At 71.9% G+C, this 15,265-nt stretch carries 14 protein-coding genes and 1 tRNA gene; 7 read left to right on the top strand and 8 right to left on the bottom strand.

Annotated elements, in window-relative coordinates:
- The first annotated feature begins 54 nt into the window (after positions 1–54).
- Positions 55–139: transfer RNA gene (locus U870_RS0105010), tRNA-Ser, on the top strand.
- Between the two features lie 5 nt (positions 140–144).
- Here U870_RS0105010 and U870_RS0105015 read toward each other — a convergent pair.
- Complete coding sequence (locus U870_RS0105015; RefSeq protein ID WP_025156318.1) at positions 145–1,293, bottom strand: GNAT family N-acetyltransferase; 1,149 nt, start codon at positions 1,291–1,293, stop codon at positions 145–147.
- Between the two features lie 137 nt (positions 1,294–1,430).
- Here U870_RS0105015 and U870_RS0105020 point away from each other — a divergent pair, with 137 nt between their 5' ends.
- Positions 1,431–2,123, top strand: a complete 693-nt coding sequence (locus U870_RS0105020; protein ID WP_025156319.1) for a VIT1/CCC1 transporter family protein — start codon at positions 1,431–1,433, stop codon at positions 2,121–2,123.
- Positions 2,124–2,222: 99 nt separating this feature from the next.
- Positions 2,223–3,599: a DUF1254 domain-containing protein gene (locus U870_RS0105025; protein WP_025156320.1), complete on the top strand. Its 1,377-nt coding sequence runs from the start codon at positions 2,223–2,225 to the stop codon at positions 3,597–3,599.
- Positions 3,600–3,681: 82 nt separating this feature from the next.
- On the opposite strand, the gene U870_RS0105030 is transcribed toward U870_RS0105025, so the two are convergent.
- The 6 genes from U870_RS0105030 to U870_RS0105055 are packed head-to-tail and all read right to left on the bottom strand — an operon-like array spanning position 3,682 to position 6,414.
- Positions 3,682–4,281, bottom strand: coding sequence for a DUF1349 domain-containing protein (locus tag U870_RS0105030; protein WP_025156321.1), 600 nt, complete (start codon positions 4,279–4,281; stop codon positions 3,682–3,684).
- Positions 4,282–4,291: 10 nt separating this feature from the next.
- Positions 4,292–4,924, bottom strand: coding sequence for a hypothetical protein (locus U870_RS0105035; RefSeq protein ID WP_025156322.1), 633 nt, complete (start codon positions 4,922–4,924; stop codon positions 4,292–4,294).
- Positions 4,921–5,493, bottom strand: coding sequence for a DUF6286 domain-containing protein (locus U870_RS0105040; protein ID WP_025156323.1), 573 nt, complete (start codon positions 5,491–5,493; stop codon positions 4,921–4,923). Before U870_RS0105040 ends, U870_RS0105035 begins: the two co-directional genes overlap by 4 nt.
- On the bottom strand, positions 5,490–5,807 hold the full coding sequence (locus tag U870_RS0105045; protein WP_025156324.1) for a hypothetical protein: 318 nt from the start codon (positions 5,805–5,807) through the stop codon (positions 5,490–5,492). Before U870_RS0105045 ends, U870_RS0105040 begins: the two co-directional genes overlap by 4 nt.
- Positions 5,804–5,995, bottom strand: a complete 192-nt coding sequence (locus U870_RS0105050) for a hypothetical protein (RefSeq protein WP_025156325.1) — start codon at positions 5,993–5,995, stop codon at positions 5,804–5,806. Before U870_RS0105050 ends, U870_RS0105045 begins: the two co-directional genes overlap by 4 nt.
- A complete protein-coding gene (locus tag U870_RS0105055) occupies positions 5,992–6,414 on the bottom strand; it encodes an Asp23/Gls24 family envelope stress response protein (protein WP_025156326.1) in 423 nt (140 codons plus the stop codon). The genes U870_RS0105050 and U870_RS0105055 overlap by 4 nt, the downstream gene beginning before the upstream one ends.
- A 196-nt stretch (positions 6,415–6,610) precedes the next feature.
- On the opposite strand from U870_RS0105055, the gene U870_RS0105060 reads away from it, so the two are divergent.
- The 4 genes from U870_RS0105060 (at position 6,611) to U870_RS0105075 (ending at position 10,034) form a co-directional block, all read left to right on the top strand.
- Positions 6,611–7,174, top strand: a complete 564-nt coding sequence (locus U870_RS0105060) for an RNA polymerase sigma factor (RefSeq protein WP_025156327.1) — start codon at positions 6,611–6,613, stop codon at positions 7,172–7,174.
- On the top strand, positions 7,171–7,761 hold the full coding sequence (locus tag U870_RS0105065; RefSeq protein WP_025156328.1) for an Asp23/Gls24 family envelope stress response protein: 591 nt from the start codon (positions 7,171–7,173) through the stop codon (positions 7,759–7,761). Before U870_RS0105060 ends, U870_RS0105065 begins: the two co-directional genes overlap by 4 nt.
- Positions 7,761–8,105 (top strand): hypothetical protein, encoded by a 345-nt coding sequence (locus U870_RS0105070; protein WP_025156329.1) that lies wholly within the window; start codon positions 7,761–7,763, stop codon positions 8,103–8,105. The genes U870_RS0105065 and U870_RS0105070 overlap by 1 nt, the downstream gene beginning before the upstream one ends.
- A 114-nt stretch (positions 8,106–8,219) precedes the next feature.
- Complete coding sequence (locus U870_RS0105075) at positions 8,220–10,034, top strand: DEAD/DEAH box helicase (protein WP_025156330.1); 1,815 nt, start codon at positions 8,220–8,222, stop codon at positions 10,032–10,034.
- Between the two features lie 163 nt (positions 10,035–10,197).
- Here the strand turns inward: U870_RS0105075 and U870_RS0105080 are convergent, their stop codons facing one another.
- Complete coding sequence (locus U870_RS0105080) at positions 10,198–15,189, bottom strand: endo-alpha-N-acetylgalactosaminidase family protein (RefSeq protein WP_205288724.1); 4,992 nt, start codon at positions 15,187–15,189, stop codon at positions 10,198–10,200.
- Positions 15,190–15,265 lie beyond the last annotated feature (76 nt).

Raw genomic sequence — 15,265 nt, forward strand, 5'->3', positions numbered from 1 at the left:
GCGAACGCGACGCGCGCGTTGGGTAGAATCGGGCGACGCCGGTCTCCGGCGCCAGGAGGGCTGTCCGAGCGGCCGATGGAGCCAGTCTTGAAAACTGGTGGGCAGAAATGTCTCGTGGGTTCGAATCCCACGCCCTCCGCCCCGTCAGCGCAGCACCTTCCTCCACCGCGCCGCGTACGAGATCGGTTCGAACCCCATGGCCTCGTTCACGTCGAGCATGCGGCGGTTGTCCTCCGCGTTCATCGTCTCGACGATGTGCTCGCCGGGGAACCGTCGCGTCAGTTCGCGCAGGTTGGTGAGCTTCAGCAGGGTGCCCAGCCGGTGGCCGCGGTGCTCGGCGAGCGCGAGCGTGTCCATCTGGTCGACCGGGCGCTCGGGTTCGGCGGGGACGGCGAGTTCGGTGTAGCCGGCCGGGCGGCCGGTGGCGTCGTGCACGACGATGGTCGTCAGCACCGTGAGGGGGCTCTCCGCCCAGAGGTCGTCGACGGCGCGCACGCGGTCGGCGGTCCAGACGTCCTCGGTCTGCTCGATGCCGGCGTTCGGGGTGTCGGTGCTCATCCGGGTGCGCAGGAGGGCGAGGGCGTCGAGCCACTCGTCGGGGGTGCGACCCGGCCAGCTCACCGTTCGATAGCCGACCGCGGCGGCGTCGGTCGCGGCGCGGAGAGCGGCCAGTGGTGGCGCGGCCGGCGGTGGCGCGGCCGGATCGAGCGATCCGGTGGAGCGCGGCCGTCTCCCGTCGGCGGGCACGCGGAGGCCGCTGAGGCGGCCGACCTGCTCGAGCGAGAAGCCGTGGCGGCGGAGGAAGCGTGTGGACACCAGCTCGAGCGGCACCGACCCGAAACCGGTCGGCGCGGTGAGAGCCTTGCCGCCGATCCCCGCCGGGAAGTCGGTCTGGTTCTGGATCGTGGTGCGTCCGGCCTCCCCGGCCATCCGCTCCAGCCGCTCGTAGAGGGCGGAGCCGATCCCGCGACCGCGGACGTCGCGCAGCACGCTCACCGCGGCCCAGCACTCGGCCGCTCCGAGCGGGAGGGCGAGGGTGCCGCGGCCGACGACGCGACCGTCGACCTTCGCGACGAGCCCCGCCATCGGCGACGTCACGTCCTTCCAGGTGGGCAGGAGCTCGGCGGCGGCGGTCTCCGGGGCGACAGCATGCTCGGCGGAGGCACCGCGCTGCTCGGTCTCGACGATGCGCCGCACCTCGGCCATCCCGATGAAGTCGGCGGCGTCGGGCGACGCGATGCTGTCCGGCACGGCGACCGGGGACAGGGTGAAACTCGTGTGATCAGAAGACATGGGGTACCTCATCGTTCGCAGGATCGATCGACTCACCCACGGGCGTGGGGAGGAAGGGAATCGCTGCTAGAGGACCACGGGGAGAGTTTTGCAGAACGAAGACGGTGAAGACAAGAGCGGTCGTGAGAGCATGACGCATGGCCAGTCTGCTCACCCGTTTCCGCACCGCGGTGACGGATGCGGCGTCGCTGCGATCGTGGACGGTGGACGCCAACGACGGCATCATCGCCACGGCCGGTGTGCTGGAGGGTTTCGCGGGAGCCGGGGCGTCCGATTCGACGCTGCTGACCGCCGCCATCGTGGCGACCGTCGCCGGCGGCCTCGGTCTCGGCGGAGCGAAGTGGTCCGAGGCGGCGGCCGAGCGCGAGGCGCAGCTGCGGGTCATCCGCGAAGAGGAGGCGCAGCTCGAGCTGAGCCCAGACGAGGAGGTCGCCGAGCTGGCCGGGTACTACGAGGCGAAGGGGCTCACCGCCGACCTCGCCCTCCAGGTCGCCGAGCAGTTGACGGCGGCGGACGCCCTCGCCGCGCAGCTGGAGGCGGAGCACGGGATCCGCGAGGTGCTCTCTCGGGCTGCGCCGGTGTGGGCCGGTGTCACCGCGAGCGCCGCCTTCGTGCTGGGCGCGTTCGTCCCCCTGCTGATCACGATCCTGGTCCCGGGCGCGCTCGAGGCGTGGGCGGTGCTGGTCGCCGTGATCGCCTCCCTGGTCCTGACGTCGATCGTCAGCGCGCGCAGCGGCAAGACGGGGGTCGGCCGGACGATGGCGCGATCCCTCACCGTCGGGGTCGGCACGCTGGGCGCCAGCTACCTGGCGGGGTTGCTGATCTTCTAGACGACGGCGATCGGGTCTTGTTCGCGTCCGCACGCACCGACTAGACAGTCCCTGAATGAGAGTCGCGTCTCGACTCTCACCTGCGCAGATGGAGGGACGATGGCATCGACAGGCTTTCCCGGGGGATTTCCGACGGAGTCGACCGTCACGGACGCGTACGACCGTGCCGACAGCAATCGAGCGGTCGCCTGCTACCGATACTTCTACCCGGCCGTCTCGGGGATGATGATCGCGCGCGGTACTCTCGCCGCCGGCGTCGAGTACAACCGGGTGTTCGGGACGCTCGACACGCGTCCGCTCCAGGTGGGGTTCACCCTCAACTCCGACACCCCGTACGGCCCGATGCTGCTCGACCTCTCGGTCGGCCCCCTGGTGGTGGAGGTCCCGCAGGGCCCGATCATCGCCGCGTTCCTGGCGCTGGACCAGCGGTGGGTGGCCGACATGGGTCTCCCCGGTCCTGATGCGGGCAAGGGCGGCAGCTACCTCCTCCTTCCGCCCGGCCACGACGGGGAGGTGCCAGAGGGCTACTTCGTCGCCCGGTCCAGCACGTTCCACGTGGTAGGCGGCGTCCGCGCCATCCCGGTCGACGGCGACGTCCCCGCCGCGCTCCGGCTGCTCACAACGGTGAAGGTGCACCCGCTCGACCCGTCGACGCCCTGGGAGGAGCCGACGTGGATCGACCTGACGGGGAAGCCGCAGGACACCACCCCGGTCTCCATCGAGCGGAGCATCGAGTTCTGGCGCGTGCTGCACGACTTCATCTCGACCGAGCCCGCCCTGGAGGAGGCCAGGGCCGCGTACGGTGACCTCGCGGCGCTGGGCATCGAGAAGGGTACGCCCTTCGATCCCGACGAGCGGCTCCAGCGCATCCTCGCCGCCGCCGCCGAGGACGGCAACGACCAACTGCGGGTGCAGTCGTTCGCCGACCGGCGGCCGGACCGGTCGGTCTGGAGCGACCGCCATTGGGAGTGGGTGACCCTGCGACCTGAGAACGGGTTCTTCCAGACGCCGGGCTACACCGACACCGTCGCGCGCGAGGTCTGGTTCTTCCAGGCCATCGCGACGTCGCCCGCCATGTTCCGGCGCCAGGCCGGCTTCGGGTCCCTCTACTGGTTCGGGGCGCGGGACGATCAGGGCGACTACCTCGACGGGTCGCGCGCCTATCGGCTCGAGGTGCCGCTCCCGGTGCCCGCGAACTTGTTCTGGAGTGTCACGGTGTACGACGCCGAGACGCGCAGCCAGATCCAGACCGACCAGGGATATGCCGCGTTGCGGTCGATGTTCGAACTCAGGGACGCTCCGGTCTCCGACTCGGTGGCGTTGCATTTCGGCCCGGAGCAGCCGGACGGTGACGACGACCACTGGATCCGCACCATCCCGGGTCGCGGGTGGTTCGCGTACTTCCGGGTCTACGGACCGCAGACGACCGTCTTCGACGGCACCTGGCGGCCGGGGGACTTCACGGCGGCGGAGTGAGCGCAGGCGGGATCCGGGCAGTCCGCCGGCCCTCAGGACCCGGCCCCCGTCAGGAACCCGCCCCCGTCAGGACCCGGCCCCGTCAGGACCCGTCGCGGAAGTCCCCCGGCACCTCGGTCGAGTACACGATCGCGTCGAAGGTTGCGACGCAGGTGTCGCCCATCGGCGCCTGCGCGAGGAATCCGACGTTCACCGGCCCGTCGTAGTCGAGGCGGAAGACGCGGACGAAGTCCCAGTGCACGCCGTCGCGGGAGGAGTGGAACGCCCAGCCGGCGCCCGAGCGGACGACCCGGAGGAAGACCTGGCCGTCGGTCACGAGGGTGGAGTTGCAGTCGTCGGAGTATCCGTTGGTGACGACGGAGACGACCATGGGCTGCCCCTGCGGGGAGAACTCGAAGCAGAGCTTCGCCCAGTGGTCCCGGTCGCCCCAGATGGCGAGGACGCCGGCATCGAAGGTGCTGCGCGGGGAGGTCACCCGCACCCGGGCGCTGAGGGCGAAGTCCTCCGTCGGGGTGAAGCCGAGTGCGGTCGCCGCGTGCTGCTGCGGGCCGCCGAACGCGTCGTTGGTCCAATCGCTCCCGGCGGCGGCCGTCACCACGACCGCGCCCTCCGCGGTCTGCTCGGCCTGACCCGGTGCGTTGCTCCAGGACAGCGGTGGGAGGTTTTCGACGACGATTGTCATGCGAACCAGGCTAGGGGATGGATCGCACGGCCGTCGCGCCGGTGTCGACCCGAACCGGGGTGCGGACGCGCGCCCGGAATCCGCCGGTGAGTTGCGCGAAGACGGGGGGCTCCGCGCCGAGTGCCTCGCCGAGCCGGAGGACCGCGTCATCGACCGCATCGACGATCGTGCGGGGAGAGGCGCCGCGGCGGCAGTCGACGGTGAGCTTGAGGGCGGGCTGTCTGCGGACGCGGTAGGCGCTGACGGTCACGTGAGCCACACCCGGCACCGCGCGGAGGCGGTCGACGAGCAGGCGCGCGGGCACGGCGGTGTCAATCTCGATGGCGCCGTCGTCGCCGCGGGCCCGCACCAGGGTCGCGGTCGCGCCACCGCCCTGCCGGAGCGCGAAGGCGAGCAGCAGGACGACGACCAGCACGGCCGCGGCCAGGGCGACGATCGCCGCCGGACCGACCGTGGTCCCCGACCAGAGCGGTCGGCCGAACACCTCATCCGTCCACGCGAGGACGGCGGTCGCCCCGGTGCGCCAGAGCGATCCCGCGCCGGGCACGACGAGCAGCCAGGCCAGTGCGGCGGCGAGCGCGACGAGGATCACTCCGATGACGGCGAGCAGTGCGCGGTTGAGTGCGCGGTTGGTGCTGTTCACGATCCGACCTTTCCTGCCGCGGAGACGAGCACGGCGACACGCACGGGGCGCGCGGGCGCGGCGTCGGCGAACTCCGCGGCGACAGCGCTGCGGACCGCGTCGCGGTCGACGCGGGTCCCGGAGACGGGCACGAGGCAGACGGTGGTGGAGCGGCGCCCGAGCGACACGCTCACGGCGTCGGCGGAGACCGCCGCCGTCCGGGCGGCCGTGCGGGCGAGTGCGGAGGCGAGCATGGTGTCGTCCGCGACGACGACCGTGTGCTCCGCGTCCAGCGGGCGGCGGGCGCGACGCCCCGGCAGCACGGCGATGCCGAACAGCAGGACTCCGAGCAGCCCGGCGACGACGGCGGTGCCGGCGAGAGCGGCGGCGGGTGCGTCGGGCAGCGCAGCGACGGCGGTCAGCATCCCGCGCGGGGCGAGCAGGAGGGGGCGGAGGCCGAGCAGGGACAGAACGCCTTCCGTCGCTGCCCACGCGACGACCAGGGCGACGCACAGTGCGACGACGACAGCGGCGGTCGAGCGCGGCGAGTGCGTCTCACGCCGCACGATGCGGGTTCCGAGCGCGTTCATCGCACCCTCCTCTCGATGATGGCGGCACCGGTGGCGCGCACGTCGACGCGTGCGACCTCCAGGCCGGTGAGTTCCGCGAGCCGCCGCCGCGTGTCGGCGGAGGCGTCCGCCAATCGGGTCGTCAGCCCGCCCCCGGCACTGTCGCCCAGCGGCGGGAGGGCGACGGGAGACTGGACGCGCACGGCGATCGCGCCGGCGGCGTCCGAGATCCGCACGGAGGTCTCCCCGATGCGGACCCCGAGCGCCTCGGCGGCGATCGCCCGGGCGAGGCGCTCCAGCGCCCGGGGAGCGATGCGGTCGCGTCCGGCCGTCATGACGACGAGCGGCGGCCGCGCAGCGCGTCGGCGAGGCGCGCCGCCTCGATCTCGCCGCTGAGCAGGCGCCCGACGACGGAGCCGACGAGCATCGCGGCGGCCACGCCGAGGAACACCCAGAAGCCGAAGACGGCCCAGACGACGGCGAGCGCGCCGCCGACGAGGACGCCGAAGCGGGCGGAGGTCACTGGACTCGCGCCTCCTGCTCGTCCTTGTCGTCGTCGGACGGGACGTGCACGTCGTTGATCGTCACGTTGACCTCGGTGACCTGGAGCCCGACGATCTGCTCGATCGCCTGCGTGATGGCCGTACGCACATCGGCGGCGACCTTCTGAAGCGCGACGGGGTACTCGGCGACGATGGTGACGTCGGCGGCGACCTGCGTCTCGCCCACCTCGACGCTGATGCCCTGACCCAGATCGGTGGCGTTGATCGCCTCCCGGATCGCCCCGAAGGCGCGGGCTGCGCCGCCGCCCAGCGCGAACACACCGGGGACCTCGCGCGCCGCGATTCCGGCGACCTTGGCGACGACGGCGTCGTTGATGACGGTCTTGCCCTGCGCTGCCGTGACGCTCGGTCCGGTGGTGGTGGTCGTTGTGTTTGCCATGCGTGATCCTTCCCTCGGTCCGCGGGGACGTCCCGCGGCGGTCACCGTGGTGACTCCTACTGCTGGGACGGGCGCAGGCGTGTATTCGTCACGCTCCCGCGCGAAGATTTTTCTTTCGACGGCGCTCGGCGTGCTGATCGCCTGTCTAACATGATGCGTGTGGTCGCTCAAGCGATCGCCGAGCAGAGGGGGTGCTGTGCCGAGGTCCAGCGTCTCCGATCTGTGGGAGGCGGCCGACAGCCTCCTCGCAGGCCGCGCCGCCGACGGCGACACCGTCGCGTTCGAGGTGCTGGTACGCCGGCACGGTCCGCTGATGCGCGCCTACGCCGCCCGCATGCTCGGGTCGACCGACGAGTCGGACGACGTGGTGCAGGAGACGTTCGTCACCGCGTGGCGCCGGCTCGGCGAGCTCGACGAGGGCGCGGCGGTCAAGAGCTGGCTGATGCGCATCCTGAGCAGACGCTGCATCGACCGCATCCGCGTGCGCCACGAGCACGACGACATCACCGAGCTGGACGCGCCCGCTCCGGCGCGCGAGGAGCCGGGCCGGATCGTCGAGGCGCACAGTGCGACGGAGGCGCTCGGTGCGGCGCTCGACCGGCTCCCCGAGCTGCAGCGGCGATGCTGGGTGCTCCGCGAAGCGGGGCAGTACAGTTACGACGACATAGCGGAGGAGCTCGGCGTCCCCGCATCCACGGTGCGCGGCCAACTCGCACGCGGCCGCAAGAGGCTTCTCGAGGCGATGGAGGACTGGCGATGACCGATCCGCTCCTCCCGCCCGACGAACTGATCGACGGGCACACGCTCGACGAGCTGAGCGCGTACCTCGCGGCCGGGCGGCAGCCCGCCGACCCGACGATCGACGACTCGCCGCAGTGCCGGGCCGCGTTGACCGCTCTCGAGCGCCTCGGCCGTGCCACGCAGGATCTCCTGGACGAGGAGGCCGCGGCCCGTCCCGCCGAGGACGACTGGGTCGGGCGCATCCTGACCGGCATCCGGCTCGACGTGCAGTCGGGACGCCGCATCCCGATCTCCCACCCCGACCCCGCAGCGGAGCTGGCCCTGACCGAGGGAGCCGTCCGCGCTCTCGTGCGCGGCGTGGGCGACGACATCGACGGCGTGCTCGTCGGACGGTGCCGGCTGGACGGCGAGGTGGAGACGCCCGGTGCGCCGATCGCGGTGCACGTGGAGATCTCCGTGCGCTACGGGGTGCCGATGACCGCGACGGCCGAGGCCGTGCGGAACGCGGTCGCGGCGGAGCTCGCGCGCCACGCCGAGCTGACGATCACCTCGGTCGACGTGCTCGTCACGGACGTGCGGGAGCCCCGCACCGGAAAGGACGCGTGATGAGCGGCACGCTCGCGACCGACGGACCCGGACCGGACGCCGGGTCGACGGCGGAGCTCGCCGCCCTCATCCTCGGGGTGCCCGGCGTCGCAACCCTGTACCCGGCGGCCTCCCCGGTCGGCCAGGTGGTCGCCGCGATCGGCTCGGCCCTCGGCAGCGGCCCGGCGGACCCGGGCACCGTGGCGGTGAGCGGCGACCGTATCCGCGTGCGCATCGGGGTCGACGGCATCGACGCGGCGGCGGAGGTCTGCCGGCGGGTCTACGACGTCGTGCGCGACTGGGCCGTCTCGACGGGCCGCGCCGATGCCGTCATCGACGTGACCGCCGCCACCATCGGCAGCTGAGTCGCGCGATTCGTGCCGAATGTCGACTTCGGCGACGTCGAAGGCCACATTCGGCACGAGTGTGCGGCGCCGCCTCGGGGCGCGCTCGCAGCCCGCAGGGGCTACCGTTGGACGATGACCACGTCCGATTCCGTGCCCAGCGAGGCCGAGACCGCCGAAGCCGCGTTGACCTTCTCCGACCTGGGGCTCGACAGCGCCGTGCTGAAGGCGCTGAAGGACGTCGGCTACGAGACCCCGTCCGCCATCCAGGCCGCGACCATCCCCCTGCTGCTGGAGGGGCGCGACGTGGTCGGGCTCGCCCAGACCGGCACCGGCAAGACCGCCGCCTTCGCGCTGCCGATCCTCTCCCGCCTCGACCTCTCGCAGAAGAGCCCGCAGGCGTTGGTGCTCGCCCCCACGCGTGAGCTGGCGCTGCAGGTGGCGGAGGCGTTCGAGAGCTATGCCGCCCACCTGAAGGGCGTGCACCTGCTGCCGGTCTACGGCGGGCAGGGCTACGGCGTGCAGCTGTCGGCGCTGCGCCGCGGCGTCCACATCGTCGTCGGCACGCCCGGCCGCATCATGGACCACCTCGACAAGGGCACCCTCGACCTCTCTGAGCTCAAGTACCTCGTGCTCGACGAGGCCGACGAGATGCTCAAGATGGGGTTCGCGGAGGACGTGGAGACCATCCTCGCCGACACTCCGGACGACAAGCAGGTCGCCCTGTTCTCGGCGACGATGCCGGCGCAGATCCGCCGCATCTCAAAGAAGTACCTGCACGACCCCGAGGAGATCACGGTCGCCTCGAAGACCACCACCTCGGCCAACACGACGCAGCGCTACCTCGTCGTGTCGTACGCGCAGAAGGTGGACGCGCTCACCCGCATCCTCGAGGTCGAGAACTTCGAGGGCATGATCATCTTCGTCCGCACCAAGAACGAGACAGAGACGCTCGCGGAGCGGCTGCGGGCGCGCGGGTACTCGGCGGCGGCGATCAACGGGGACGTCGCACAGGCCCAGCGCGAGCGCACGGTCGACCAGCTCAAGTCGGGCAAGCTCGACATCCTGGTGGCGACGGATGTGGCGGCCCGCGGCCTCGACGTCGAGCGCATCAGCCACGTGGTCAACTTCGACATCCCGATCGACACCGAGTCGTACGTGCACCGGATCGGCCGCACCGGTCGCGCCGGGCGCAGCGGAGCCGCGATCAGCTTCGTCACGCCGCGTGAGCGCCGTCTGCTGACCGCCATCGAGAAGGCCACGCGCCAGCCGCTCACCCCGATGCAGCTGCCCACCGTCGACGACGTGAACGTCACCCGGCTGGCCCGATTCGACGACGCCATCACGGCGGCCCTCGAGGAGCCCGAGCGGATCTCCCGCTTCCGCGACATCATCGCGCACTACGTCGAGCACCACGACGTCCCCGAGTCGGACGTCGCGGCGGCGCTCGCCGTCGTGGCGCAGGGGGAGGAGCCGTTGCTGCTCAGCGAGGACGACGCGCTCTCGCAGCGTCTCGAGCGCGACGCGCGCGCGGACGACCGGGGGCGGACGGATCGCGGCGCTCGCCGCGATGACCGCGGGGATCGGCCGGCGCGGCGGGAGCGCAGCGACAAGCCGATGGCGGCCTACCGCATCGAGGTCGGCAAGCGCCAGCGGGTGGAGCCGCGCCAGATCGTCGGCGCCCTGGCCAATGAGGGCGGCCTGAGCCGCGACGACTTCGGGCACATCCGCATCATGCCCGACTTCTCCCTCGTCGAGCTGCCGGCCGACCTGCCGAAGGAGACGTTGAACCGTCTCTCGGGCACCCGGATCAGCGGCAAGCTGATCGAGCTGCGGCTCGACCGCGGTCCCGGCGCGCGCCGCGAGTTCACGTCCCGCGACGACCGGGACTCCCGGGGCCGCGGCGACCGGGGCCGCGACGCACGCCCTCCGCGCAAGCCCCGCCACTGACACCGCCGCTGCGACGGCGCGTGCTCCTCTCGACATTCGGTCCGAATCGCGCGAAAGCGGGCGCGTAAGTCGACATTCGGTCCGAATCGCGCGAACGAGACGACGCCCCGCCACCCGATGATCGATCGGGAGGCGGGGCGCCGTCGTCGGTGGTCCGCTGGGGCTACGCCCGGCGGGTGCGCCGGAGGCGGAGCAGCACGCCGGTGCCGATACCGGCAGCAGCCAGCAGGGCGAGCAGTGCCGCGACGCCGAGCGCGGTCGAGCCGGTGGCTGCGAGCGGGTCGTCGAGGCCTGGCGGGAGCGCTGCCGCGCCGCCGCCTCCCACGCCCGGCCCGGTCCCCGGCACGGCGGCCGCCGTCACGGTGATGGCACGCTCGGCGACCACGGCGCCGTCCACCACCACCTGCAGAGTGTGCGGGCCGGTGGCGAAGTCGGCCGGGACCGTGGCGGTCAGGCTCGCCGTGCCGCTGCCGTCCGTCGTGACCGTGCCGAGCGTCACCGGGTCGGAGTGCAGCACCACGGTGGCGCGGACCCCCGGCGCGAACCCGCTCAGGCCGACCGTGAGGTCGTGCCCGGCGGTGACCGCGACCGGGGCGGAGATCGCCGGCGTCCCCGGCGCGCAGGGAGCATCCGCCGGTCGCGTACCCGGTGCGTATCCGGCCGGGAGGTCGGCCGCCGTGCCGTAGACCCGCATCTCGGCGGCCGCGGCGAACGGCTGGCCGTTGAGCGCGCTCGTCGCGGTGAACCGCACGAACGATGCGGTCACCGGCGTGAACGACGCGACCTGGATGGCGGGGGAGTCGACGAGCGTACCGCTCGCGACCGTCATCCACGTGGCGCCGTCGTCGGAGACGGCGACCTCGTAGCCCTTCACCCGGCCGTTCTGACCTCCGCTCTGGCGGCCGAGGTAGCCGAAGCCGTCGACGGTCGACGGTCCCGCCAGTGCGAGGGTGACCCAGTGCGGGTACGGGGCGGCCGAGTTCGTGTAGTCGGTGTGCCAGATGGTGTCGATGTCGCCGTCGAGCACGTTGCCGACCGGTCCCTCCCCGGCGCCCGACGACAGGTTCTCCGAGTCGGCGGTGGCCGTCATCGAGCCGGGCGACAGCATGGGCCGGTCCGAGACGGTCGTCTTCACCTGCCCCGAGACCGTCTTCTCGACGCAGTCGTTCGCGTAGGTCGCACCGACCGTGAAGGTCGCATCTGACCCGGCGGCGGACGCCGGCGGGGTGACGAGCCAGGTGGTCGTCACGCTCTTCCCGGCCGCGACGCTGCCGAACAGGTTGCCGTCCTTCTTGGCGACCTGGGCGGTCCAGCCGTCCGGGAGGCCGCGGAGCTCGACGCCGACGTTCGTCGCCGCGGTGAGCTCGTTGTTGGTGAAGGTGGTGACGAGTGTGCCGGCGACGCCCGGGCTGAGGTCGGTGCTCGCGGGTGCGGTCACCGAGCCGCAGGACGCGCCTCCGGCCTCCTCCCCGAGATCTTCGACGCGGAAGTCGTCGAGCACGAAGTCGGCGCCGTTCGCCCCGGCGAGCTTGCGCAGGCCCACCCAGGTGTCACCGCAGCCGGCGACGATGTCCGCGGTGTAGTGCGTGGTGTCGAGCGCGGGCGCGAGGGCGTCGCGGTTCACGTCGGCCGAGCTGACGGTCCCGCCTCCGACGGTGTCGGCCCCGGTGACCCAGGCCCACTGGCCGTCGAGGTTCGTCTGGTAGTCGAACGAGACGCGGTACTTGTGCCCGGCGACGAAGGGAACGGTTGCCGGGACGGTGCGGTACACGAGTCCGGTGTTCTCCTCGTGCGCCTTGAGCGAGTGCAGGCCCGTGAGCACGTCGTCGACGCCGAGGCCCTTCAGCGCGCCGGAGTCGTACGGCGAGTGGGTGTTCTTCCATGCCTTCTGGCTGTACGGGTCGTGCAGCTCGCTGATCGAGGTGCGCGGGTCGGTCGTCCCTCCGGCGTCGCCCTTCACGAACGGACCCCAGCCGGGCTGGTTGCCCTCGAAGTCGTCCGCGGCGATCACCGCGCCGCCCGCCGGAAGCGGTGCCGAGGTGTCGACCATGACCCGGGCGTCGTCGAACGTGACCGACGCCTTCCCGGCCACCGCGCCGAGGGCGACGGTGACGGTTCCGTTCTCGGGTGCGGTGAAGCCGACGGATGCGCGCTGCGAGTAGGTGCCCTGCTTCGCGTCCGACGCCATCGAGTTGGCGGCGGGTGTGGTGTCGAAGGTGTTCGCGGTGACCGTCCCGGTGTCCACCGAGAGGGTGGTGGCGCGACGCTCGCCCGGGCCGATCTCCACGTTCGCGCTGAAGGAGTACCGCGTGCCGGGACGCAGTCCGGTCACCTTCTGCGAGAGCGACGCGCGGTCGGTGCCGAGCACGGCGACGTTGTCCCCGCTCTCGGCCGTGGCGACCTTCGCACCACCGGTGGGACTCCAGGCGGACAGGTCGCCCGCGTTGAAACCCGGGTCGGTCAGGCCGCTGCCCGCGCCGTAGCCGGCCGAGGCGTGCGGGGCCGCGCCGTTCGCCGGGGCGAGCACGTAGGGCACGCCCTTCGACCCGTTCAGCGTCACCTTCCCGTCGGCGGCGCGCACGTCGGAGACCTTCACACGGCCCTGGTCCGTCAGCCGGTAGAGGGTGAAGTCGGTGGTGCCGGCGAACTGCGGCGTGAGGGTGAAGGTGGCCGAGCCTCCCGCGGGGGTGAAGTAGTACATCTTGTCGGCGTGAGCGGGCGACGAGACGCCGTCCGCGCCCGGCTCGCCCCAGGGCAGCAGGTAGGTGCCGCCGGTGGCGACGGTCGCGCCATCCATCACGATCTGCCGGACGCCGTCCTTCAGTGAGACGGACACGCCATCGGAGAGGGTCGCGGTCTTCCCGAAGTCCCACGACTGCACGGGGAAGTGCTGCAGGAACTTGGTCGGGAGGTTGGCGGTCCAGATGTTGCTGGAGAAGGTGTTCCAGTCGTTCTGGCCCGTCCAGCCCTCGAACTCCTTGATGTCCGCGCCGCCGAGCAGGGGGTCGACGTTCCAGACGTCGCGGTCCGTGTTGGCGATGAAGCGGACGATGTTGGAGTTGATGCCCTTGTTGGTGGCGCCGCCGTAGTTCTTGTCGTTGGCCCAGTGCGACCAGATCGACGAGCCCTCGAACTTGTACGCCCATTCGGTGGCGACCTGGAGGTCGAGGTCGCGCAGCTGCGCGGCCAGCCCGTCGGCGAGCCAGCCGCTGGAGTAGTAGGCGTCGATGTAGACGCCGGCCAGGCCGGGCACCTCGTGCTTGAGCTGCGCGAACCGGTCGACGATCGCGCCCGAGCCGAGGTCGTAGCGCTGGTCGATGTGGTAGCTCTGGTTCAGCCAGTCCCAGCCGTTGACCTGGCCCTGCACCATCCGGTCGCTGAACGTCTTCGCCTGCGGGTACGCCTCGGTCGCGTTCACGTGCACCGCGACGTCGGTGTTGTAGGCCTTGGCGTCGTCCACCAGCGTGTTGAAGTCGTCGAGGCCGCCGGCGCGGGTGTTGTAGTCCCCGCCGTAGTCCGGGTGCCCGGAGTCGTGACCCTCGTTGGCGTAGCCCTTGTCGAGCACCCACTGGCCGAGGTCGTCGGTCGACATCGAGATGCGCTTGACGTTGTCGAGGGTCTTGAGGAACGGGTTCGTGGCCTGGCTCGCGAAGTTGAACGGGATGTGCTGGATGACGCGCTCGGGCACGCGATCGGCGCCGAGCGGCCGGGTCTCGGCGTCCCGGTAGGCGATCGCCGCATCCTGCCAGTCGATGCGGCCGTCGCCGTTGACATCGGCGGCGAGCACGACGGTAGCCCGCGGGAGTGCGTAGACCGCGACGCGCGGATCCGTGGCGCCGGCCGGGGCGTAGGTCCAGGTGCCGACCGACAGTTGGGCGCGGCGTGCGCCGTTGCCGGCGTCGACGATCTGCGACTGCAGGCGCGTATTCCAGTTGGTGTTCGAGTCCTGCGCCGAGTCGTCGGTGGCGTTGGTGAGGAGGCCGGCGGCGAGCTGCGACGAGCTGACGAAGCCGTAGGGCGTGCCGACGCTGCGCGCGTCCACCGGCGTGGCTCCGGTGATCGCGAGGAACCGGTCCGCGGTCGTCGTGGAGTCGGTCGAGATCTGCGTGCGCGCCAGCGCGGCGGAGGAGTCCGACGAGTCGACCGAGACCAGCGACAGGTCCGGGATGGCGAGCTGGTCGACGGTCGCCGCGGCGCCTCCCTCGATCTTCGTCACCGCGAACTCGACGGTGCCCTTCGCGGTGGCTGTGATGGCGGTCGTGATCGTCAGGTCGGGGAGGTCGGCGAACGTCGAGACGTAAGTCGCGGCGTCGGCGGTCGTCGTCATGGTGGTGGTCGCGGTGTGCGCGGTGCCGTTGATGGTGAACGCGCTGAGCTTCTGCGCCTGTCCCGCCAGACGGCGGCCGTTCAGCTCGTACGACACGACCTGAGGGAACTCCTGTGCGACCTGCACGGTGAGCCCGGCGCCGTTGCCGATGGCGACCGGGGTGGCGGCGTCGGCCGGCGGATCCGGGGTGACCGGGGGCGGGGTGGTGTCACCCGTGGCGAAGACGCGCAGCTCGGCGGCGGAGACGTTGGCGCTGCCGTTGATCGTGCTGGTCGCGACGAACTTCACGTAGCGGCCGGTCACCGGCTGCGCGAACACGAGGTTCTGCACGTCCGATGCGTCGGCGGGCTGGCGGAAGACGGCCGTGCCGGCCGGCGAGCCCCAGTCCGCCTCCGGGTCCTTCGCCACCGCGGCGCTGTCGGTGACGTAGACCGTGACGTCCTTCACCGGTCCGTTGGACTGGTTCTTGACCTGGTACTGGATGCCGGTGAGCGGGAACGACCCGCCCACGTCGACCGTGATCCAGTGCGGCAGCGGGTCGGGGTCTCCGCCGTTGTAGCGGGTCGCCCACTGGGTGGCCGGGTCGCCGTCGAAGGCCGCGAGGGCCGTGCCGTCGAGCGCGGGAGGCGCCGGGTAGGGGTCGGACTCGGAGTCCACGCCGACGAGCGCGTACTGCGTCTGCGGGATGGCGGCCCCGGCCGGAGCCGGGGCGTCGGCCGCCGTGGCGGGGGCCGACGCGATCGGCACGAGGGCGCCGGCGACGGCGAGGGCCGCGGCCGCGATCGTGGCTGACAGGGCGCGCAGCGCGCGCCGGGGAGGAAGGCTCACAAGGTCCACCTAGCTGCATCGTTGGGAAGGTATTGCCCGTATGGCATCGATAACACTAGGTGATTAAAGAGCTTTC

Source organism: Leifsonia aquatica H1aii (genome assembly GCF_000633535.1).
Taxonomy (GTDB): Bacteria; Actinomycetota; Actinomycetes; order Actinomycetales; family Microbacteriaceae; genus Leifsonia; species Leifsonia aquatica_A.

Coding starts and splice junctions, on each gene's coding strand:
- U870_RS0105015 (WP_025156318.1), bottom strand. CDS start 1,293: ATGTCTTCTGATCACACGAGTTTCACCCTGTCCCCGGTCGCCGTGCCG.
- U870_RS0105020 (WP_025156319.1), top strand. CDS start 1,431: ATGGCCAGTCTGCTCACCCGTTTCCGCACCGCGGTGACGGATGCGGCG.
- U870_RS0105025 (WP_025156320.1), top strand. CDS start 2,223: ATGGCATCGACAGGCTTTCCCGGGGGATTTCCGACGGAGTCGACCGTC.
- U870_RS0105030 (WP_025156321.1), bottom strand. CDS start 4,281: ATGACAATCGTCGTCGAAAACCTCCCACCGCTGTCCTGGAGCAACGCA.
- U870_RS0105040 (WP_025156323.1), bottom strand. CDS start 5,493: ATGAACGCGCTCGGAACCCGCATCGTGCGGCGTGAGACGCACTCGCCG.
- U870_RS0105045 (WP_025156324.1), bottom strand. CDS start 5,807: ATGACGGCCGGACGCGACCGCATCGCTCCCCGGGCGCTGGAGCGCCTC.
- U870_RS0105055 (WP_025156326.1), bottom strand. CDS start 6,414: ATGGCAAACACAACGACCACCACCACCGGACCGAGCGTCACGGCAGCG.
- U870_RS0105065 (WP_025156328.1), top strand. CDS start 7,171: ATGACCGATCCGCTCCTCCCGCCCGACGAACTGATCGACGGGCACACG.
- U870_RS0105070 (WP_025156329.1), top strand. CDS start 7,761: ATGAGCGGCACGCTCGCGACCGACGGACCCGGACCGGACGCCGGGTCG.
- U870_RS0105075 (WP_025156330.1), top strand. CDS start 8,220: ATGACCACGTCCGATTCCGTGCCCAGCGAGGCCGAGACCGCCGAAGCC.